This is a genomic window from Algoriphagus yeomjeoni, from assembly GCF_003259505.1.
Lineage (GTDB): Bacteria > Bacteroidota > Bacteroidia > Cytophagales > Cyclobacteriaceae > Algoriphagus > Algoriphagus yeomjeoni.
In genome coordinates, this window is the sequence record NZ_QLLK01000013.1 from 41,389 (window position 1) to 56,885 (window position 15,497).

At 37.4% G+C, this 15,497-nt stretch carries 14 protein-coding genes; 13 read left to right on the plus strand and 1 reads right to left on the minus strand.

All coding sequences use genetic code 11. The features are described 5' to 3' along the window. The 4 genes from LV83_RS18060 to LV83_RS18075 all read left to right on the plus strand — a co-directional run bounded on the left by LV83_RS18060 (position 1) and on the right by LV83_RS18075 (position 2,539). Entirely contained in the window at positions 1 to 738 is a 738-nt protein-coding gene (locus LV83_RS18060; RefSeq protein ID WP_111612970.1) for a LytR/AlgR family response regulator transcription factor, read from the plus strand. A gap of 97 nt (positions 739 to 835) precedes the next feature. Beyond that, a complete protein-coding gene (locus LV83_RS18065) occupies positions 836 to 1,102 on the plus strand; it encodes a hypothetical protein (RefSeq protein ID WP_111612971.1) in 267 nt (88 codons plus the stop codon). Between the two features lie 18 nt (positions 1,103 to 1,120). Continuing rightward, positions 1,121 to 1,831, plus strand: coding sequence for a thioredoxin family protein (locus LV83_RS18070; RefSeq protein WP_111612972.1), 711 nt, complete (start codon positions 1,121 to 1,123; stop codon positions 1,829 to 1,831). A gap of 12 nt (positions 1,832 to 1,843) precedes the next feature. Next, positions 1,844 to 2,539 (plus strand): hypothetical protein, encoded by a 696-nt coding sequence (locus LV83_RS18075; protein ID WP_111612973.1) that lies wholly within the window; start codon positions 1,844 to 1,846, stop codon positions 2,537 to 2,539. A 302-nt stretch (positions 2,540 to 2,841) separates the two neighbouring features. Here LV83_RS18075 and LV83_RS18080 read toward each other — a convergent pair whose 3' ends face one another. Then, a complete protein-coding gene (locus LV83_RS18080) occupies positions 2,842 to 4,503 on the minus strand; it encodes an FAD-dependent oxidoreductase (RefSeq protein WP_111612974.1) in 1,662 nt (553 codons plus the stop codon). A gap of 701 nt (positions 4,504 to 5,204) precedes the next feature. Here LV83_RS18080 and LV83_RS18085 point away from each other — a divergent pair. From LV83_RS18085 to LV83_RS18125, 9 genes are all read left to right on the plus strand, one after another. Beyond that, positions 5,205 to 6,308: a DegT/DnrJ/EryC1/StrS family aminotransferase gene (locus tag LV83_RS18085; protein ID WP_111612975.1), complete on the plus strand. Its 1,104-nt coding sequence runs from the start codon at positions 5,205 to 5,207 to the stop codon at positions 6,306 to 6,308. Positions 6,309 to 6,417: 109 nt separating this feature from the next. Beyond that, positions 6,418 to 7,326: a glycosyltransferase family 2 protein gene (locus tag LV83_RS18090; RefSeq protein ID WP_111612976.1), complete on the plus strand. Its 909-nt coding sequence runs from the start codon at positions 6,418 to 6,420 to the stop codon at positions 7,324 to 7,326. Continuing rightward, the gene (gene rffA / locus LV83_RS18095; protein WP_111612977.1) at positions 7,323 to 8,489 is read left to right on the plus strand and encodes a dTDP-4-amino-4,6-dideoxygalactose transaminase; all 1,167 of its coding nucleotides are present in this window, start codon (positions 7,323 to 7,325) and stop codon (positions 8,487 to 8,489) included. Before LV83_RS18090 ends, rffA begins: the two co-directional genes overlap by 4 nt. A 428-nt stretch (positions 8,490 to 8,917) precedes the next feature. Continuing rightward, positions 8,918 to 9,607 carry a class I SAM-dependent methyltransferase gene (locus tag LV83_RS18100; protein WP_158530619.1) on the plus strand — a complete coding sequence of 230 codons (690 nt, stop codon included), beginning with the start codon at positions 8,918 to 8,920 and terminating at the stop codon, positions 9,605 to 9,607. Between the two features lie 7 nt (positions 9,608 to 9,614). Further along, positions 9,615 to 10,616 (plus strand): glycosyltransferase, encoded by a 1,002-nt coding sequence (locus LV83_RS18105; RefSeq protein ID WP_111612979.1) that lies wholly within the window; start codon positions 9,615 to 9,617, stop codon positions 10,614 to 10,616. Continuing rightward, positions 10,613 to 11,503, plus strand: coding sequence for an NAD-dependent epimerase/dehydratase family protein (locus LV83_RS18110; RefSeq protein WP_111612980.1), 891 nt, complete (start codon positions 10,613 to 10,615; stop codon positions 11,501 to 11,503). Before LV83_RS18105 ends, LV83_RS18110 begins: the two co-directional genes overlap by 4 nt. 54 nt (positions 11,504 to 11,557) lie before the next feature. Continuing rightward, on the plus strand, positions 11,558 to 13,294 hold the full coding sequence (locus LV83_RS18115; RefSeq protein WP_111612981.1) for a hypothetical protein: 1,737 nt from the start codon (positions 11,558 to 11,560) through the stop codon (positions 13,292 to 13,294). 109 nt (positions 13,295 to 13,403) lie between these two features. Further along, a complete protein-coding gene (locus LV83_RS18120) occupies positions 13,404 to 14,117 on the plus strand; it encodes an FkbM family methyltransferase (protein ID WP_146613751.1) in 714 nt (237 codons plus the stop codon). A 58-nt stretch (positions 14,118 to 14,175) separates the two neighbouring features. After that, entirely contained in the window at positions 14,176 to 15,480 is a 1,305-nt protein-coding gene (locus tag LV83_RS18125) for a DUF6056 family protein (RefSeq protein ID WP_111612983.1), read from the plus strand. Positions 15,481 to 15,497: the final 17 nt, after the last annotated feature.

Genomic DNA, 15,497 nt, shown 5'->3' on the forward strand with positions numbered 1-15,497 from the left:
ATGCCAATCAAAATAATCATAGTGGAAGATGACCTCCATGCGCTGGAGAATTTGCAAAAACTGATTGCTAGGGAATCCGATATACAAATCCTTGCAACTGCTACTACCTTGGAGCAGGCCGATGAACTTTGTCTTTCCTTAAAACCTGACCTGGTATTCTGCGATGTGATGGTTCCTCCAGCCACCTCTTTTGACTGGCTTAAGACTATGGATCACATCCCTTTTGATCTCATATTCACCACCTCATATGAAGAGTTTGCAGTAAAGGCTTTTAGAATTGCTGCCATAGACTACTTGGTTAAGCCCATAGCTCATGAGGAGCTCAGCATGGCCTTGGAGAAGTATAGAAAAAAGAGTTTGGCCGATGGACTAAGAATTGGGCAACTGCTGAAGAACCTTTCTGCTCCCAAATTGAAAACCAAATTGGCCTTACCCACCTTTACAGGATATACTTTTGTGGAAATCGCAGATATTGTTCGCTGTGAATCCGATAATACCTATACCACATTCTATTTTAAGAATAAGGAGCACATCATTATCTCCAAAACTCTCAAAGAGGTGGAAGCCATGCTGGAAGACTATGGCTTTTGCCGGGTACACAATTCCCACTTGGTAAACCTAGCCCTGATCACAGAATATTTCAAAGGAGAAGGGGGACAGGTCAAGTTGATGGATGGATCAGTAGTGGACGTTTCCAGAAGAAGAAAGGAGGACTTCCTCAACAAACTCAAATACTAATGGCTGTCTTGCCGATTTCTAAGAAAAGATGACCAATATCTAATCGGCACTGGCAGATAAAAAATGCTTTTGAAACCTTAGCCTAAAATAGAAAACAATGGAAAAACTGGTGGTTTCTGCATTTATGGAAGAGGGACAAATTAAGTTGTTTCTGGATGGAGTAGAGATTTTACATCCAAGTGAGTACCAAGCTTCCATGGAGTTAAAACCTGGGGAGAGTTACTGTTTGCATTGGTTTGTCAAAGCCAGATTCAAATCAGTTTTTTCAATTACCGTGTCCTCACCCAGTGCCGCTGAGTTCAAACTCACCAAGCGGGTAGGAGAGCCGGGCAAAGAAACAGATGGATATTATTTTAAGCTATAAACTATAAACTATAAAATCATGGAAAAAAATCCTGACAAAACCCGTCCGATTTCATACGAGGAGGCGGCAATACTAATCTCTAATATTGAGAAAAATAAAAACAGTCTTGGAAACCACCCAGTTCTTAATAACAATGCTGGTGGAACATTTAGGGCTGATTCAATTGAACACTGGGTTTTTGACGATGAAGTAAAAGGGTTGATGTGCTGGTATTGCCTTGCTGGAAATGATTTTTTTATTGCAATCGAACCATTAAGAATAACCTATGAGGAAACCGATATACTAAATAGAAGACCAATAGCTGACCAATTGCTAGTGCCAAAAAAATTGTTAAAAGAGAATCTATACAATAGAGACGATTTGCCAACAGAACTTCCGCGTTTTAAAGATGGAGTAGCGGCTAGACAAAGAACCCAAACCCGGGAAATTGTTAATACATGGATCGGGAACTATAAAACTTTTATGGAAGCGAATGGATTTCCTCAGTACTCGCCATATAGCTTCTTCGTAGGTATGGATGGTCCGACTAATTACCTAAGAGATTTTTTTCAGAAAAAGAATCCCCGAAACTTGAGATATTTTTTTAGCTATGACCCAAATGATGCCCCTTATTCAATCCGGGTAATATTAGCTCCAGTAAATCAGCTCGGTAGAAATATTCATTTTAGGACTGGTAAATTAAAATCATTTGATGATGTGCTCCAATACTCCTGGCCTCCTAAAACTTAATCCTATTTCACTATGGATATATCCACTTTGCCAATAAGGGAGATTTCTACCTGTGCTATTTTTCTGCCATTGGCTTTAGCTGCGCTCAAATTCAAAACAGGGGATCTACGGATCCGCCTGTTCTTTCTATTTCTACTACTGGGAGCCTGTGTGGATGGATTAGGCTGGTTGATTTATTCCAACGAACTGAAAAACCTCTATACTTTTCATAGCATTTTTCAATACTGCTACCTTTTTTTCGAAGCACTGTTTTTTGTCTGGTTATGTACAGGATTTTTGGAGCACGCGAAAGTTGATAGTATCAGAATAGGCTTTTTTGTTTTGCTCACTGCAGCATTCTTTATCAAAGGAGCCCTGTTTTTCAGCAACCTGGATGATCCATATCGTCCTTCTGCATTAAACTCCCTGATGGATGGGATGTTCTTGGCCTCCATTTCATTTTTGTCTGCATTTGCTCTCCTGCAAATGGCCGAGCGCGTCTCCCAACTCCTGACATATCCCTGGTTCTGGATTATTTCTGGAATATTTTTCTATTGCTTCGGCTCCTTTTTTATTGACCTCATGCTGTCTGTAGGGATTATGGAGGAAATTTGGGGGATGAGGAATATCGTAAATATCATTCAATATTGCTTTTTCTTTGCAGGATTATACCTATACAAAGGAAAATCCATGCTTGCTGATTCACAATTTATTAAGCGTACTACCTAATCACTACGAACAGCGTTAGAACTTAGTCATTCGATCCCCAACGCATCGCTCGACAAACATCGGGCACCCAACCTCCAACCCCATTTTAAATTCCTCCATTTTAAATTTTAAATTCTCAACTCCTCCATTCTAAATTCTAAATTTTATCCCGATAGCTATCGGGATCCTTTCATTTTAAATTTTATTTTCCTCACCGCTCCGAACAACTCCCTATCGGGACAACCCACAACCCACAACCCACAACCGCCACCCGAAAACCCACAACCGCCAACCGAAAACCCACAACCGCCAACCGCCACCCCTCACTCCAATCTCTGCTTAAACTCCAAAAGCCTAGCTTTTAATTTCGGATAAGAAAGATCCTGAACCGCTACAGCCTCATCTATTGCTAAAGAAGCAGCAATAGCTGCAGATTGCCCCAACACCATAAATACCGGTTCCATACGGATCGAACCAAAAGCAATATGGCTCGCACTCACGCAAACCGGAACTAAGAGATTTTCCGCTTCAACTTTTTTCGGAATGATAGACCGGTAACTGATGGGATAGGGACCCGAAACATGTGCTTCCACATTTCCCTCATTCTGCACAAATCCATTCGCGTCTACATAGCGCTGAATATGGTGTGAATCCATACCATAAGCCGCCAAACCCACAGCGTCTTCCACCACCTCCAAACCCTCCGCATGATGCTGGGTCATTACCAAATCACTGATCATCCTTCTCGCTTCCCGTATATACAATTGGCTTTGCCAACCATCCTCCCGCTCAAATTCATCTTTGCTGGTTCCCCATCGGGAAACTTCCCTCCGGATCTTTTCTGGCATTCTTGGATGATATGCCAGTGTCCACATCAATCCCTGCTGATAGGTTCGGTGTGCTGCTACTATTTTCTCCCGCTCCTCATAGCTGGCTTCTGGATAGTCGTAGTTTTGGCCTATAAAATCCGTAGAAAAACCCAATCGGTTGTTGCTGTCCGTTTTTCTGTTGGGCATGGAGGAATTAATCCAGGGAACCTGAGTTTCTCCCATCTCATAATTACGGATCAGCAACTCATAGTTTAAGGAATCATACCCCGAAGGTTTGGCAAAAGGTATCCTGTTTTCAGGATGATCAGTCAGGCACATTCTAAAACAATATGCCTGCACTTTATTGTCTCCGGCTCCATCTATGCCGGGACCTACTTCAGAAATATAGGGAAGCAATCCACTTGCTGGATTCCCCTTTTCCCTGTAAGGATCTACTCCCGGTACAAAATTATGGTTGATCGCATTTCGGGATACCTTGTTTTGAAGGGTAGGACTGTAATAATTGGCCTGCACCCCATTCAGCGTTTCTTTATACTGCTTATTGCCTTCCCTTCCCACGGTGTAACTGACCCCGGCGCTAGCCATCAAATCGCCCTCATAAGTCGCATCTATAAACATCTTGCCCGCATAGGTTTTCCCACTTTCCATGGTAATGGATTGAATTCTTCCACCGGATTTTTTCACTCCCTCGGCAGTCCTTAAAAGCCTTTCCTCATAGACAACGCTGATAGTTTCCTTTTCCAGCATTTGTGTTATCACATGCAGGGCAGCAGAGGGTTCAAAGGTCCACATGGCATCTTCTCCTGCCGCAGTGGTCGTTTGCCCCCCATCTTTATATTCCTCTCTTTTTTGCCAAGTCCAGTTTTGCGGCTGATTATAATACTCCTTGATCAACTGATAAAACTCCCTGCTTACACCGCCTATGGCTTGCTTATTACCTATATCCGTCTGCCCCAAACCACCCGTTGTAAGCCCACCCAGCCTGGAACCGGGCACTATCAAAAGCACGGATTTATCCATTCTGGATGCCTGAATGCCAGCAGCAACACCGGCTGAAGTACCTCCATAGATCACCAAATCAAATTCCTGGGCGAATAGAGTAGGGGATTGGAATAGTAAAATCAAAAAACAAATTATCAATCGGATCTTGGGCATACTATGTAGGGCTAAGGTTACAATCGTTTGAAAAAGATAAGTTATTTTTTTATATAGATACGTTTCGCAAACTACCGCTTCGCTGGATTAAGCCTTTGTAGAGGTTTAGGATCTCATTTTCAACTAGGAGCAATGGTTACCAATCCCCATTCCCTAATCCCCAATCCCCACTTCCTTTTCCCCATTTTCAAACATTCTAAGCCCAAAATTTGCGAATCCAATCCAACCGAGTAAATTTATTACTCAGTCAACACCCAGCCCCTAATGGGGAGCTATTTGTAAGGAATTAACGAGATCTCTATTCTTCGGGCGGGAGTGAAAGGGCGAAGCTGTGCCTGCCTTTGGCAGAATTAAGAATTTAAAATGTTTTTAATTTAAAATTACTATCACCACGGTTGGTGAGCCTTCCGAACACTATCATTTTAAATTTTACATTCTCAATTTTAAATTTTACATTCTCAATTTTAAATTCCCTTTATTTTAAATTCTTCACAGCTCCTTACAACTTTACGGGAGCCCCAAAACAAGTAAAGAAGAACCGCAAAAGTCAATTGGAAGAACCAACAACCCACAACCCACAACCGACAACTGACAACCGACAACCCACAACCCACAACCGACAACCGACAACCGACAACCGACAACTAATTCTAAATTCCTTTCATTTTAAATTTTAAATTCATTTCATTTTAAATTAATAAGTGATCCCAGTCACCAAACCCTTCCTTCCCCCTAAAGCAGAGTACGATAAGTACCTTCAAGGCATTTGGGAGCGCAACTGGCTTACCAACAACGGCCCTCTAGTTAATGAACTGGAACTTAGATTAAAGGAATACCTACATGTAAATCATCTGCTATTTGTCAGCAATGGCACCATTGCCTTACAGATAGCGATCAAAGCCCTAGAGCTACAAGGCGAAATAATCACCACCCCCTTTTCCTATGTGGCAACTACCAGCAGCATAGTATGGGAAGGATGCACACCGGTTTATGTGGATATACTACCAGGTCAACTCACCATAGACCCTGCAAAGATTGAAGCAGCAATCACTCCGCTTACATCCGCCATCCTAGCTACCCATGTCTATGGCATTCCCTGTGATGTGGAGGCAATAGCCGAGATAGCAAAGAAACACAGGCTCAAGGTAATCTACGATGGAGCCCATGCCTTCGGAGTAAAAATAAAGGGCAAGTCAATTTTCGACTATGGAGATATCAGCACCTGCAGCTTTCATGCAACCAAGGTTTTTCATACCATAGAAGGCGGAGCAGTTTTCACCAAAGACCCGGAACTCCTAAAGAAAATGGCTTACCTAAGAAACTTCGGCCATGATGGCTTTGAGAAATTCCAAGGGGTAGGGATCAATGCCAAAAACTCGGAGTTCCATGCTGCCATGGGACTGGTGAACATCCCGTACCTACCGCAGATACTCGCTAGGAGAGAAGAACAGTGTCAACTATATCGGGAGCTACTTACCGACCTGAATGGAAGCTTTCTGTATACCAGCAACATCGAAGCATACAGCCACTCTTATTTCCCAATCTTATTTGAGGATGAAGCCGCTTTGCTCAGAAGCATGAAACTACTTTCAGATAATGGCATCGGAGCCCGCAGATATTTCTATCCAGGACTAAATACCCTCGATTACACATCAGGATGTACTCCCGTTTCCGATCAGATTGCAGCTAGAGTTTTATGCCTGCCACTCTATCATTCACTTACTGCTGAGGAACAAAGAATGATAACTCGATTACTACTTAGAGTTCAAAATAATCCTCCTGTTAGCGTGAATGTTAATAGTTAAACTGTTACAAGTACCAAGGAAGAGATAAGACACTAAACACCGCATCGCTCGACAAGCATCGGGCATCTTCCGATCACTATAGGGGCAACTAATAACTGACAACGAGCAAGTGAATCTCTCCATCATCTCCCCAGTCTACCGCGCAGAAAATATCCTGGACCTACTCGTCTCACGGATCAAAGCCTGCATTCCGGTTCAGGAATATGAGATTATTCTGGTAGATGACTACAGCCCGGATAATTCCTGGAATAAAATCGAAGAGTTAGCAAGACAGCATCCCGAGATAAAAGGGATTAAACTCTCCCGGAATTTCGGACAGCACTACGCAATCACAGCTGGTTTGGATGCTGCAAAAGGAGAGTGGATAATAGTAATGGACTGCGATCTTCAAGATAGACCTGAGGAAATCCCAAACCTCTACCAGGAAGCCAACAAAGGATTTGATGTGGTCTTAGCCAAAAGAGAAAACAGGCAAGATGGCTTCTTTAAGAAACTCTCCTCAAAACTCTTTTACAGAACCCTGGCCTGGCTTACAGGATCTCATCAGGACGAAAGTATCGCCAACTTTGGGGTGTATCATAGAAAAGTCGTCAATGAAATAATTGGGATGAGGGAATCCATACGTTATTTTCCCACCATGGTTAAATGGGTAGGCTTTCGGCAAACTGCAATTCCTGTGATTCATGCTGAAAATGGAGACAGGGGAAGTACCTACGGTTTAAGAAAGTTGTTCAACCTTGCGCTGGATATTATGCTTGCCTATTCTGACAAACCTATTCGATTGGCTGTTAAACTAGGATTTTTGGTGGCACTCACTGGTTTTCTATTTGCGCTATATACCCTGTATAGGTATTTAGATGGAGATATCATAGTGGCAGGCTACGCCTCCCTTATTATCTCCATTTGGATGCTCACCGGATTTCTGTTGACCACTTTGGGTATGGTAGGACTGTACATCGGTAAAACCTTCGAAGGAGTGAAAAATCGCCCGATTTATATAATTGAAAAGGAAGTTTGAAAATTCCATTTAACCAACCCTTTTTGACGGGAAAGGAGCTTTCTTACATTCAGCAGGCAGTAGATCTTGGAAAGATATCTGGTAATGGTGAATTCACTCGTCGCTGCCAAGCATTCTTTGAGCAGAACTATGGAATTGAAAAATGTCTTCTTACAAATTCCTGTACAGACGCGCTGGAGATGGCAGCCTTGCTCTGCGATATTAAGCCAGGTGACGAAGTCATCATGCCTAGCTTCACCTTTGTCTCCACAGCCAATGCTTTTGTATTACGTGGGGCCAAAATAGTATTTGTGGATAGCAAACCTGATCATCCCAATATGGATGAAAGTCTTATTGAGGAGCTAATAACTCATAAGACAAAAGCTATTGTTGTGGTTCATTATGCAGGAGTTGCATGCGAGATGGATGCTATTATGAGTATCGCAGCTCAACATAAACTTTGGGTTATTGAGGATGCAGCGCAAGGGATAGATAGTTTTTACAAGGAAAAAGCCTTGGGAAGTATTGGGCATCTGGGATGCATGAGTTTCCATGAAACCAAAAATATACAATGTGGGGAAGGAGGGATGCTGATGATCAATGATCCTGCTATGATCAAAAGAGCAGAAATCCTTTGGGAAAAAGGGACTGATAGAGCTGCATTTTTTCGGGGGGAAGTAAATAAATATGGCTGGGTAGATATTGGAAGTTCATTCTTGCCTTCAGAAGTGACAGCTGCATTCTTGTGGGCACAACTGGAAGAGCTAAAGTTCATTCAAAGTAGAAGGATGTCTCTTTGGGAGTCCTATTTTCAACTTTTTAAGGATAATAAAACCAACCCTGAATTACTCTCCGATACTTTGCAATTTTTTTTTATAGAAGGAGTAAAAGACTTAAACATTACTTGGCAGAGTACTAAGAACAAGGGGAATGCCCACATGTTTTATTTGATCTTCAAAAATGAATCTGATAGAGCTAACTATTCCGGTTTTCTTAAAAGTAAAGAGGTGCTTTCGGTTTTTCACTACCAGAGTCTTCATAAATCAGACTATGCCCGTAACCACTTCCCAGCTCAATTCGAACGCAATCTTCCCAATTCCGATCGATATTCGGATTCCTTATTAAGATTGCCTATGTTTTATGAATTAAGGGAAGTGAGTAGGTCATTATGCAGTGATCAATAGGAAGCGGACAGTGATGGCCAAGGAGTTCAGATAGCGATCGGATTCGACTACTGAAATTTGGACTTGGTCACCTAGAAGCCTAATAGGAAGGGGGGCCCTTTTGAGGTTTCTCAGTTTTTCCCTCTTCGAAATGACATTTAGCAATTACCTCAATACTATTAATACCAAAATTTGTGAATCCAATTCGACCGAGTAGTTTTATTACTCTGGCATGCATAGGTTTGAATTTCTTTTAGCTACTACCAAATCACCACTTCTAGTCATGCATTTGTAGTAACAATTTCCCCTTCCGGGGAGGAAAGGATTGGGACTCAGCGGGCGAAGCTCTACTTGAGAACTGACAAAGGAGAACCGAGAACGAGCAGGATTTATCTCATTATAGAAATAAGATAAAATAATTTACTTAAAAACTAAATATTCAATTCATCTTGCAAGTTTCAGAATTTGATAAATATGCAGAAGATTACAGTGCTAATCTGGGGAAAAGCACCCAAATTTTCGGAGAGGAGATTGATTTTTTTGCAGAGTATAAGGTTAGGGATTTACATGAATTTATTTTAAATAATAAAAAGGAAAAGAATTTAATTCTAGATTTTGGATCGGGGATTGGAAATTCAATTCCTTGGTTCCGCAAGTATTTTCCAGAATCAAAATTGATATGTTCGGACGTTTCAAGTAAGAGCTTAGAATATTCTGAGAAGAGATATCCAGGGAAGGAAGATTATCTGCTTATTGAGAATGGATTTGATTTAGCCGATAATTCTATAGACATAATTTTTGCAACTTGTGTCTTTCATCATATCCCAGAAGATGAGCATATGCACTGGCTTCGTGAAATGAAAAGAGTTTTAAAAAAAGATGGAGTCCTTTGTGTCTTTGAGCATAATCCTCTAAATCCTCTCACTCGAAGAACAGTTAATCAATGCCCTTTTGATGAAAATGCAGTTTTGATCACTAAAAATGATTTTGTGCAAAAATTACAAAATGCAGGGTACAATAAAATTGACTATTCCTATAGGTTGTTTTTCCCGAATCAATTAGCCTTTTTAAGACCCCTGGAAAAGTATTTAAAAAGGTTTTTTATGGGAGCACAGTATTTTGTTATTAGTCTAAAATAATGGCGACATGATCTATTTGAGTACTGTTACACCAGTATATAGAGGTTCTGAATTCTTGGAGAAATTGGTTTATGAAATCGCTAAAGTAAAGGAGGAGTTGGAAGGTATAAATGCTCCTTTTCGAATCCTAGAAAGTGTTTTCGTTGATGATGGTTCCATAGATGGTAGTGATTTAGTTCTTGAAAAATTATCTAAAACCTATTCATGGTTGGTTGTGATAACCTTATCAAAAAATTTCGGACAACATCCTGCGACAACTGCTGGAATCTTGCATTCAAGCGGTGATTGGATTGTTACATTAGATGAAGACCTACAGCACCATCCAAAATTTATCTTAACTTTATTAAAAGAGGCTGTATTTACTAACTCAGATGTAGTTTATGCTAATCCTGAACAATCCGTTCATGAATCTAGATTTAGAGATTATTCATCTAAAAAATTCAAAGTTCTAATTTCAAAGATTACTAGAAATCCAGCAGTTGTTATGTTTAATAGCTTCAGACTTATGAGAGGGAGTATTGCCAGAGCCACAGCTGCAATTTCGATTGATCAAACTTACTTTGATATTGCATTAGGTTGGTTTACAACTCGAATAAGTCAAATTTCTTTTCCACTAAAGGATGATAGATTTATTAATTCAAAAATTAGTGGCTATTCTTTAGTTAAATTGATTTCACATGCTAGACGGCTTGTGCAAAGTTCAGAACTTAAAATCCTTAGGATTGGAACAATTCTTGGACTTTCTGCGACTATTTTCGGTATAATTTTTGTGATTTTTGTAATCTTTATTAAGGTGTTTTATCCAGAATTAATTACTGCTCAGGGCTGGGCTTCTGTTATAATTTTGGTTTCTATTTTGGGAGGCGTAAATGCTTTTTTAATTGGTTTAGTTTTAGAACATATCTCCATACTCTTGATGCAATCTCATGGTAAGCCTAAATTTTTTGAAGTTAATAGAAAAGAAGATAGCATCATTCTAAAATGGTTTAAATTGATTGATTCCAAATGATCTTACTAAAACCAGAAAATAGCAACAAGTTGATTGTTGTGATTGGTTTGGGCCTTATAGGGAATGCTATCTTATCACGATTTAAAAAGTTAAACTGCACAATTCAGGATCAACAAAAGGTAAATTGGGAAAATAGTAATTTTTTTAAGGTTGATTTTTTGAACTGGATTTCTTGTAATTTAAATCCTACTATCAAAAATTTGGATTTAGTATGGTCTGCCGGCAAATCAGGATTTGGATCCTCTGTGAAGGAATGTTTATTGGAAAATACTCATTTTAATAATTTCCTGGAATCACTTGAAGAACTCGTATCAAAAGCTTCAATTGAGCTAAAAATTCATTTGCTTAGTTCGGCAGGAGCCCTTTTTGAAGGACAATTGGGGGTTGATAACTTCTCCCAGCCTAATCCTAAGAGACCATATGGATATGCTAAAATTGCCCAAGAGCAGCTTCTAGCATCTAAATTCCCAAATTCTCATAGTATTTATAGGCCATCCAGCGTTTATGGTCCTATTCAACTTGGCAGCAGATTTGGATTAATAAGCAGGATGGTTAGCTGTGTATACCAAAATTCTAAGATTACTGTGTTCGGTGGAATGAGCACCTTAAGGGATTTTATTTGGGTAGATGATGTGGCTAAGCCTATTGTTGAAAATGTTTTATTGCAGCCAAATAATAATAGGTCAATAATATTTTTGGTTGCCGCTAAGCCAACTTCTATTTTGGAAATAACCAGATTAATTGCCAAGTCGACAGGTAAAAAGGTGTTATTTAGTTTTCAGAGTAAAATTGATTTTACTTCCATGAGTTTTTCTAATCAAGTCAAAACTAATCCTACAATCAATCTTGAATTGGGAATAGAGTTGATTTCACTTTCTCGACAATGATTGTACTAAGTTCATTTTCTTTTATAGATTTATTTTTAAAAGCACTGAATTAAATTGGAAGTTGTAATTTCAGTTTGTGTTTATTTTTTAATTGTACTTGGGATTTTGTCGGTTCAATTTAATAATGAAGTAAAATTCGAAAATGTTGTTGTTTCTTACCTTTTTATTGTTTCTAGTTACGCCATTATAAAAACAAGTGGCCATACTTTATATTGGGTCCCGCTTATTTTAGTAATAGTTTCAATCTTTAAAGGTCAATATAAAGTGAGATTATCTCGGCCTAAATTTGGAGATATTGTTGCTGCTGGAGTGATATGGCTTATTTTTTTCGGACTATATTTTATACTTAATGATTTCAAATTTGGTGTATACCATGAAGATTATATCATTTATTCAAGAATTGCTCATTATAACGATATAGTTGGTGTTGAGAATACAAAGTCAGTTTACAATTTTTTTCAGAGTGGATTAAGGAATGAAATTTATCACTTTACTGAATTATGGGGTATAGCATTTTTAAGATATTTTACTTCATTGAGTTTATTGATTAATTATGTTTTTGTGTTAGGTCCTATTTTTTCATTTATCATTTACCTAGGATTTCGACAAGTATATTCCTCCTATAGTTTTGTGATTGCCTTACTTTCTGTTTTTTGTATCCTATTCATTTCATCTCCATATGACAAGATAGTAAGTGTAATTGGTGTTGATTTGCCAATGTTGGGCGTAGGTGATACAATACTTTCAATTAAAAATATTTTTATAATACCAGTATTTTTGTATTTATTCGTTTCATTAAGAGATAGGAATTTTTCATTTTTAATATTTTCAATTTTAGTTTTTCTTTACCCTTTGATTATCCCAGTCGTTTTGCCTGCTGTTTGTATGTATTTTTTCTTAGTTCATAAATACTCTTTAAAATTTTATTTGTACCCTTTACTTGTTCTAATATTTTTTTTTCTCTATAGCCTTTATCTCTCTACCGGTACTCAATTTGCTGACATTTATAACTTCAATAATTACAAAATATTGCTTAAGGTTATTTTTATTGGCTTATTTATAGGGACTTCTATTTTTGTTTTTAATTGGAAATATTTTGATAACGATAAATTGAAGCAACAGTATTACTTAATTTCTTTAGTTGTCATTCTCACTTCTCTTATATTGTGGGTTTTGTTTTATCAAAATATTAATTCTAATCAGTTTTTTCGTAATGTATTTCATTCTTTACTATGTATACAAGTTACGTTTCTAATAGTTGAGTCAATAGTTAATAAGAAATTAATATTCTCATTTGTTTTTATTTGCGTTTTTATTATTCCATTTTACCTAAATGACTTTAAGTTTGTTTCGGTACCTAATCTCGATAATGTTAATTTTAAATCGTCTCTTAAGAAAAATTCTAATATATTGTTTATCCCTGATGTTAATAAAGATCGATCAATTTACGACTATATAGATTACATGTATTATGATTTGAATAAGTTGCATTTTAAAAGGGAATATTTGAATGTTTTAAGTGTTTCAAGTGCTTTTCCTGTTAGTAAAAAAATTGATTCCGAAAGTGAATTGTCTATGTTGAACTCATACCGTAATAGCTCTCCTTTATTTAATTATTGTGGAGAAATTGATTTGTCCAACTTAGATTGTTTGATTGAATTTTCTTTGGATAATGATATCGACTATATTGTTTCAAGTATTAATAATGGTTCACTAATGGATTGTTATTCTGATATTTTATTTGATCAGTATTACATATATTCAGCTAATTGTTTTATATTACTGAATTAACAATTGACTTATGTAAATGAGATTTAGGAGAGGTGTTCAGTTGTTAAATTGGCTTTCTTATTTTTTATATTAGACTTCACAAATTATCTCTGTTATAATTCCTTATAAATTGAAAAGCATTTTACGAAATATTCTTTCAGAATCAATGTTTAATTATTTGAGAAACCTCTATTATAATTATTTAGATGGATCATCCTTTAAATCATATTCTAGTGAAGGTGAAGATATGATCCTTAAAAAAATATTTTATCGGCAGGATAAAGGTTTTTACTTAGATATAGGTGCTTTTCATCCAAAAAAAGCTTCCAATACTTATTTCTTTTACAAAAGAGGTTGGTCAGGAATCAATATTGATGCAATGCCTGGAAGTATGATTTTATTTAATAAATTTAGAAAGAGGGATATTAATATAGAAGTACCAATTGGGAAGGATGGCCAATTTGTAAATTATTTTGAATTTGAAGATAAGTCCCTTAATGGATTTGAATCTGAATCTTTGAAAGCCAAAGATCAGAATAAATCTCAAAATCGATTAAAAAGAGTTCATCAGTTAAAATGTAAATCTCTAAATTCTATTTTGGATGATTTCCTACCGCCAAATCAAACTATTGATTTTCTTTCTATTGATGTGGAGGGTCAAGAATTTACCGTTTTGGAATCCTTTGATTTTGATAAATATTCTCCCATTTGGATTCTTGCTGAAATATTAGATTTTTCATTCCGTTCAAGTGTTTCAAACTCCTTAGATATGTTACTCATGGCAAATGGCTACCAAGTTAGGGCCAAGACTTTGAATACTGTTTTTTATTATAGACCACTATGATTTTAACAGCTCCTGAAGTATTGCTGCATTTAATTGATATTATTTAATCTCACAACTAATGAATTTAAATATTTCAATAATCACCAAATCCTTTATCTCTCTATTGGTACTAATAGGGGTGGTATTATTTCTTGCCACAGCCTTCAATTCTTTTTATTGGATGGATGATTTTTGGTTACGAGATGAAATTTTGAATAACGGGCTATTTCATGTTCAATGGAATTTTTATTGGAATTGGGATGGAAGAGCAATTTCACCTTTGTATACGGATCGGCTCTTGATTTTGTGGATTATTGATTATCCATTTGCATGGTTGGCTACAATTGGATCTATGACTTTTCTTTTCGGCACGGCATATTTGCTTTTAAAAATTCTGGTTTTAGATAAGTGGAATACGATTACCATATTTCAAAAATTGATTTTTACTTTTCTTACGATGTTCGTGCTGATTTTGGTTTTTCGACCTCACCTTAGCCGCACAATATATTGGGCTACTGGGTCTTTATATAGTCATGCTAATTTCTTCTCCATCTATTTGTTGTATAGATTGTTCAAAACCCCGAACTCTAGTTGGAATTTTCTATGGATTTTTATAGCTATTAGTTCCGGTCCGAATAATGGGATTATGCTATTAGCTTTTCTTTTTCTTGGGTTTTTTTTGAAAACCTTTAAAATTGAATCCAAATATTTTTGGTTGTATTTAGGGTTTGGATTAATCACCCTAGCACTTGTGATCATTGCACCCGGTAATTTTACAAGGGCAAATGGACAGCTAGATTTCTCCATCAGTTCGATGATTGCCGGAGGAATTGCTATCCTGAAGGAATATTCTGGAATGTCGCTTTGGCTTTTGCCAGGATCAATTCTGATGGCATTAGTGTTAAAACCATTTATTCCAAAGAGTTCTCTATACCTGCCAGTATTATTCGGTATTTGTGCAGTATGCTCGATACTTCCTTTTCTCCCTATGCCAAATGCTGCAAGTAAGCATACTGTTATTTTCTTTCAAACTTTCTTATTGATCGCTGGAGTACAGTTTTGGGCGATACTGCTAGACTATCTTAGGGTTCACCGAATGCAAGGCCTTGCTAATACTGTCTTGACAGTCTTCCTGCTTTTTTTTGGCATGGAGATTTACAAACAGTGGACCATCGGAAGAATTGTCAAAGCGCAAATGGATGAACGATTTGAAATTTTAGAATCAAACAGAGGTTCAGATAAAGAATTGATTTTAGCTCCAATTCCACTTTCGGATGATAATTGGACCAGTCGTTTTTCAGATATCGATCCGAACTTTGAATCAAATATTTACTTTGAAAAATACTTTCAAATCAAAAAAGTTAAAATTTCCGAGTCCAAATGATAATTCTAAAAGGAATT